The following is a 3,791-nucleotide window of genomic DNA, read 5'->3' as shown; positions in this document are numbered from 1 at the left end:
GAAACGGTGTTGGGCTTTTTGTCGCCAGTGGCCGTACCTGACGCGCAGGCGGCGATATAGAGCCCGACGACCTGAGGATCGGGCGGGAACATCTCTATGCCTTGGCGCCGGCACCAGCTCGAAAAATGTTTCCAGTCGGCTGCGTAGGCGCGGCGCGTGTTGGCCGAACTCGCGGCCTCGATATAATCGCGCGCGCGGCCGGCGAGCGCCTCAAGATGCGCAGGCGGGCTGGGATTGGCGATGGCTGGAAGGGGAGGGGGCGAGGCTAGGTCGGCATCGCCCATCTGCATGACGATATCGATGATGTCGGGCAAAGCCGCGGCGCTTTGTGTGTGAAGCTTGTCCGAAATTCGTAGCATATTTCGGACATCTTGACCGTCACTTCGTCCGAAATCGGACCACAGATTTCGGACAAAGCCCCGGCATCAACCCGCCAATATCTCGATCTGCCGTCGCCGCTGCAAAAGGTCGCCTGTGAGGCGAGCCGCCTCTAAACTGCTCGTATATCCCGATTAATAATAAGAATGTAGTCAACTTCCATATTTTAGAGGGCACGCATGCTGCCACTCAACCGGCCTGATCACCACACAAAGTGAGGAAGAACCTGGTTAGGTGCAAAGCGACAATTGCCTCGACAGCGGGTCCCGGAAGGTTTATGCTGCCCAATCTTACCGCAATCCGAAATGGCGATTGAGTACCTTCACGAGTGAAGGGATTCCCGCGGTCTTAGAGATGAGTTGTCGAATGGCGCGAAGTCGCACAGAATCGCGAAGTCGCACAGAATCGTGTGTTTGATACCGATCAGGATCGCGAGCTATTTCAGGCGCAGAGAGGTCTTGCGCCCGATGCACGAGTTGCTCCCGGTCCAACGGAAGTGAATGGGGTGGAACTGCTTTGTCGACCAAATTGTTGACGGAACGTCCGGCGCCCATTGTTGCTACATGTCTGGATTCTTGGGGCGTTTTGGATGATGCAATCCACCATCTCACTCCAAAGGGCAGTGGAATCTGGAACAATGTCGCTTTTGTACGCAGGACATCCTTCGCGCCCGATTGGCATATTGTCTTTAACTCTGCTTCTATTTTTGGGCTCCCTGTTGATATCGAGGCGAGTCCAAACAGGACAATTTTTGCAATCGGCGAACCGCCGACGAAAGCTCATCGCGCATTTCATGAAGGGCAGGGGAAAAATACCATCGTCCTGACGTCTGACGCAGAGCTGGCTGCTCGGCAGAATGCAGAGCGCCGATTCGTTTTGTCTCCACCTATCACTCGGTCTTGGTCTGTAACAAAGACATATGACCAACTTCTGGTCAGCGAAGTCGTGGGCAAGCCGCTTCGGCTCTCATGGATTACCAGTAACATCGCCCTGCTTAAAGGGCATCGATATCGGCTGGCGTTTCTGGAACGGCTGAGAGAGGAGCTCGATTTTGACCTGTTCGGCCGAGGTTTTCGGCTGATTGGAGATAAATGGGACGCACTCGCACCGTACCGTTACAGTATAGCTTTCGAGAATACTCGTGCTGATTACTATTTTACAGAGAAGCTTATGGACTGCTTCGTTGCTGAAACAATGCCGATCTATTACGGCAGCCCGGCAATCACGAGGTTCTTCCCTTCCGACTCAATGGTTCTGATTGACCCAGAGGACAAGAACGTAATCCAAAAAATTCAAGAAATCATCGACTCGGACCTCTGGAAGGAGCGTCGCGGCGCAATACAAGAGGCGAAGCGGTTGGTTCTTGAGAAATACAATACGTTTGCTTATCTCGCGGGCTTCATCGAAAGCGTTCACGATAAACCCTTACCGCCGGAAGTTATACACATCGGTTCGCCTGCGGTCGATTTTGGGACAGACGAATGAAGTACTCCAACGCTCGCTTCGCGTGCCCGGCGGTTGGTGGTCTGGCGAGATCGGTACGGAGCGCTCGGCGGAGAATGCCTACCTGCGCAGACGGGCCGGCACGGGCGCACGAGGTCATGCGCCCCCGGCTGCCGCTGATCAGACGAACTGGGGAAGGCCAGGAACGGAATTGAGGACCTCGTCCACGAGTTCGTCGCCGGCATGTTCCTTGGCGAAGGCGATCGTCTCGTTGGCGATGGCGGCGATCTTTAGAATGCTGAGACCCTCACTCATCAATTGCTGGCCGAGCCCCATGAGGCCGCCTCCGCCCTCTGGGTCGTTGCCATGATACTTCGCCACTAATTCCGAAGCTCCGGGAATGGCCGCGATCATGCGCGCAACGGGACCGTCGGCCGCGTGGCGTTGCAGGAAACCCAGCATTAACCCAACGGCCTTCTCTGCGAGAGCCGGGCCGATGCCGGCACCAGTGGCGATGCGCGATAAGAATTCTTCCATGGCAGGGTTCGTCTCTCTTTAATGAGGTTTACACGGGGCCGGTCCGGCGCCCAAAGCGCCCTTGGCCGAACCACAATTGAACTCCACAAAAATAGGCCGGCGGAAGTGCTATTGCAACTGCGCGTAAAACCGCCTCTGTCAACGCAAGCTGCGTCGGACGTGCGTATTTCGCAAAAACGGGACAGTCGTTCCGCTAAATCGCGGACAGCAGTTTCACTAATTCGCGGACAGCAGGATGGGGTCGGCGCTCGGTTGCCTGGTTGAAGTCATTTGTGATTGATTTCGCCGTTTTCGGCGCCGGTCAAGGGCGACGGTGTTTTTTGCTTTCTCATGCTGTCGCCTTCGAGGGTGATGCGATGGGCGTTGTGGATGATCCGGTCGAGAATGGCGTCGGCTATTGTCGGCTCCGCGAATGCTTCATGATGCACCTTTCCTTGATCGCCTGGTCCGTTGCAGTCGGCGTTGAAGTTGATCGATCTGGTCGCTGGAAAGGTTTCCGCTTGGCCGCGGGCGTCACCATTTCTTTCCCACAAGATCCTTCAACGCGGCATTGTCGAGCATGGCGTCGGCCAGAAGCCGCTTCAGCCGCGTGTTCTCGTCCTCCAGAGCCTTCAGTCGCCGAGCCTCGCAGACATCCATCCCGCCGAAGCGGGCCTTCCAGTTGTAAATCGAGGCGTCGCTGACCCCGTGCTTGCGGCACAGATCGGCAACCGATACCCCGGCCTCATGTTCCTTCAAAATTCCGATGATCTGCTCTTCAGAGAAGCGGCTACGTTTCATGTCCTGGTCCTCTCGATGGGCCAGAACGAACTTCAAACCGGATTAGATAAGAGGGGCAAGGTCAAGGTCGATGACTCAACTGTTGTGTGGGGAGAGCTCTTACTTCTCATTCGCTCCAAATGCGGACGCGGCGCACGAGCTCGGAAGTTGAGATCCCGTAGCGATCGTGAAGCGTCGGCAGCGCGCCAGCGTCGAGGAACTCGTCGGGCAGGGCGATCTGGCGAAAGACTGGGGTCACTCTCTCGCGCATCAGCAGCGCGGCAACGCCTTCGCCAAGGCCACCAATGATGGTGTGGTTCTCCGCCGCCACCACCAGCCGTCCCGAACGGCGCGCGGCAGCGAGTATCGCCTCCGTATCCAGAGGTTTGATCGTCGGAACGTGCAGAACGGCGCAGCCGATCCTGTCGGCTTCAAGCGCCTTCGCGGCCTCCAGCGCGCGCATGGTCATCAGGCCGCTGGAAATGAACAATACGTCCGCGCCCTCGCGCAGCATTCGCGCCTTGCCGATTTCAAATGTATAGTCGTCTTCGTCGAGCACGACAGGAACCTTACCGCGCGAAAGCCGCATGTAGACCGGCCCGTTGTAGTCCGCGATCGCCTCCGTGGCCTGTTCGATGTCGAGCGCGTCGCAAGGGTCGATGATCGTCAGGTTC

Annotated in this window: 3 protein-coding genes and 3 pseudogenes; 1 reads left to right on the top strand and 5 read right to left on the bottom strand. The window is 57.1% G+C overall.

The window, feature by feature from the left end:
- A pseudogene (locus tag NKJ40_RS31540) lies at window positions 1–359 on the bottom strand (integrase); the annotation flags it as partial.
- 535 nt (window positions 360–894) lie between these two features.
- Here NKJ40_RS31540 and NKJ40_RS31535 point away from each other — a divergent pair.
- Complete coding sequence (locus NKJ40_RS31535) at window positions 895–1,863, top strand: glycosyltransferase family 10 domain-containing protein (RefSeq protein WP_352469354.1); 969 nt, start codon at window positions 895–897, stop codon at window positions 1,861–1,863.
- A 138-nt stretch (window positions 1,864–2,001) separates the two neighbouring features.
- On the opposite strand, the gene NKJ40_RS31530 is transcribed toward NKJ40_RS31535, so the two are convergent.
- The 4 genes and pseudogenes from NKJ40_RS31530 to NKJ40_RS31515 form a co-directional block, all read right to left on the bottom strand.
- Complete coding sequence (locus tag NKJ40_RS31530) at window positions 2,002–2,358, bottom strand: hypothetical protein (protein ID WP_352453730.1); 357 nt, start codon at window positions 2,356–2,358, stop codon at window positions 2,002–2,004.
- Window positions 2,359–2,624: 266 nt separating this feature from the next.
- Window positions 2,625–2,780: pseudogene (locus tag NKJ40_RS31525) on the bottom strand (ATP-binding protein); the annotation flags it as partial.
- Window positions 2,781–2,851: 71 nt separating this feature from the next.
- Window positions 2,852–3,138, bottom strand: a pseudogene (locus NKJ40_RS31520) (transposase); the annotation flags it as partial.
- A 106-nt stretch (window positions 3,139–3,244) separates the two neighbouring features.
- On the bottom strand, window positions 3,245–3,791 hold a 547-nt coding region (locus NKJ40_RS31515), incomplete at its 5' end, for a transketolase family protein (RefSeq protein ID WP_352469353.1).

The organism is Mesorhizobium sp. M0119 (assembly GCF_040322615.1).
GTDB lineage: Bacteria > Pseudomonadota > Alphaproteobacteria > Rhizobiales > Rhizobiaceae > Mesorhizobium.
The sequence above is the reverse complement of the archived record's forward strand: the minus strand, read 5'-3'. Positions and strand labels throughout refer to the sequence as shown.